Below are 1901 nucleotides of genomic sequence, written 5' to 3'. Positions count from 1 at the left end.
ACGCCAGGCGCAGGAGCGGATGCCGGGGGGCGGGCAGGGCGCAGTGGGGTGCCCCGCCCCTCCCTGCCCCGGGACGTCAGACGTCGACGGTCTCCGAGGGGCCCGAGCGGGCCAGGGCCGCGAGCTGGCGGGTCGTCGCTCCCGGCAGGTACGCCCGGCCGATCGCCACCCCGATCCGCGGCAGGTCCGCCTCGTCGCGGAAACACAGGTAGACGGGCTCGATCCTCGGATTGAACTTCGACTTGAACTGGTGGAGCGACCGGAACCCGTAGTAGGGCTCGAGTGCCTGACCCAGCAGATCGAGTCCGCGGTCGAGGACGGCCACCTCGTCGTCGTCGCCACTACGCGCCAACGGGGCACCGGACAACGAGACGTAGTCGGCGCCCTCGTCCTTGAACTCCAGCGCGGAGCGGGCGATGAGGAACTCGACCATGTTGTTCGCGCCGGGGCCGTTGCGCTTGCGCATGAGATCCAGGGTCCAGCCGCGCACGCCACCGTCGGGCTCGCCGCGGTAGACCGGCAGCCAGGACAGCGCCGCCTGGACCACCCCGCCGGAGTCCACGGCCAGCGCGATGCGGACGTCGTCGTCGAGCGCCTCCTCGACCGTGCCGAGCGTGAAGCCCATCTCCGGCAGTTCCTTGTCTCCGACCCACTGCTCGGAGATCTCCCGCACCTGCGCCAGCACCGCCGCGGGTTGCTCGCGCAGCAGCCCCGAGACGTAGGTGGTGCCGCTCTTGTCCGCCTTGTTCATCGCGGAGCGGATCTTCTGCCACTTCTTGCCCGTGAAAGCCAGGTCGGGCAGATCCATGATGGTGTCCTCGGCGATCTGCAGCGCCCGCCACCCGTGCGCCCGCATCCGATCCGCCGTCTCGCCGGACACCGAGAACAGGCACGGGACGGCGGCCTGCGCTTCGGCGAAGTCGACGAACGAGCTCAGCAGCACGTCGCGGTCGGCGGGGTCGGCGACGGGGTCGGCCAGCGCGATGATGGTGCCGACGTGCATCCGGTACCCCACGACGCCCGCCGAGTCGGGTCCCGCGGTGCTGTCGCCTCCGCCGAAGAAGTAGTTCATCGGCTGCCACGTGATCATCCACGACATCGTGCTGCCGCCGTGGCGCCGGATGAGCTCACGGACGCGCTCCACCACGTCGTCGGAATGGACGCGCGACCCGGTCACCCGTCGCCGCACCCGCACGCCGAACGCGCCCCGGCCCACCACGAGCAGCACGGCCTCGCCCACCCAGAGCAGACCGGTACCGAGGGTGACGGCGCCGAGGGACTCGAAGTCCGCGGCGACGACCAGGACCGTGACGACGAGGGTGACCACCGCGGTGACCAGGGCATAGGCGAGGGCCACGCCCCACGCTGCCCGGTAGCCACGGCGCAGCAGCTCCGCCGTGGCCGCGGCGATGAGGACGGACAGGAGCATGCCGACCAGGTTCACGTCCTCGGCCTCGGTGGGTCCGAGGGGGCCGTCGGAGGGCAGGAAGTACACCACCACGTGGACCGCGGCGATGAACCACATGCCCGCCGACACCACGAGCCGGGTTTCCCGTCGCGTCCGCGGCCGCAGGCCGTGTTCGGTGCCGGAGAAGAACCGCTCGCCGACGGCGAGGAACACCACGAACGCGACGAGGTGGGTGAGGTCGGCCAGGCTCCCGACGAACAGGAACGACACGATCACATAGCCGTAGAGCAGCGCCCGCGCGCGCAGTCGCCAGGGCGAGACAAGGGTGGCCGTGGCGGCGGCGAGCACGGCGATCACCGCGGTCGAGCAGCCGACGTCCAGCACCACCGACAGCTCCGTGGCCCACTCCCAGCCGACCGCGTCGCCGGGGACGATCACGGCGACCGCCCCGAGCACGCCGATGAGCTGCCCGCCGGCCGCGGTCAGCGCCGTA

1 protein-coding gene is annotated in these 1901 nt (G+C 71.6%); it reads right to left on the bottom strand.

Annotated features, from left to right (window positions below):
* Nucleotides 1-76: 76 nt before the first annotated feature.
* Nucleotides 77-1901 (bottom strand): MprF family protein (locus G6024_RS07410; RefSeq protein WP_159148385.1); only part of this gene is annotated, 1825 nt, incomplete at its 5' end.

The sequence above is a fragment of the Dietzia maris genome, from assembly GCF_014144855.1.
GTDB classification, from domain to species: Bacteria; Actinomycetota; Actinomycetes; order Mycobacteriales; family Mycobacteriaceae; genus Dietzia; species Dietzia kunjamensis.
This window is presented reverse-complemented; position numbering and strand designations above follow the sequence as displayed.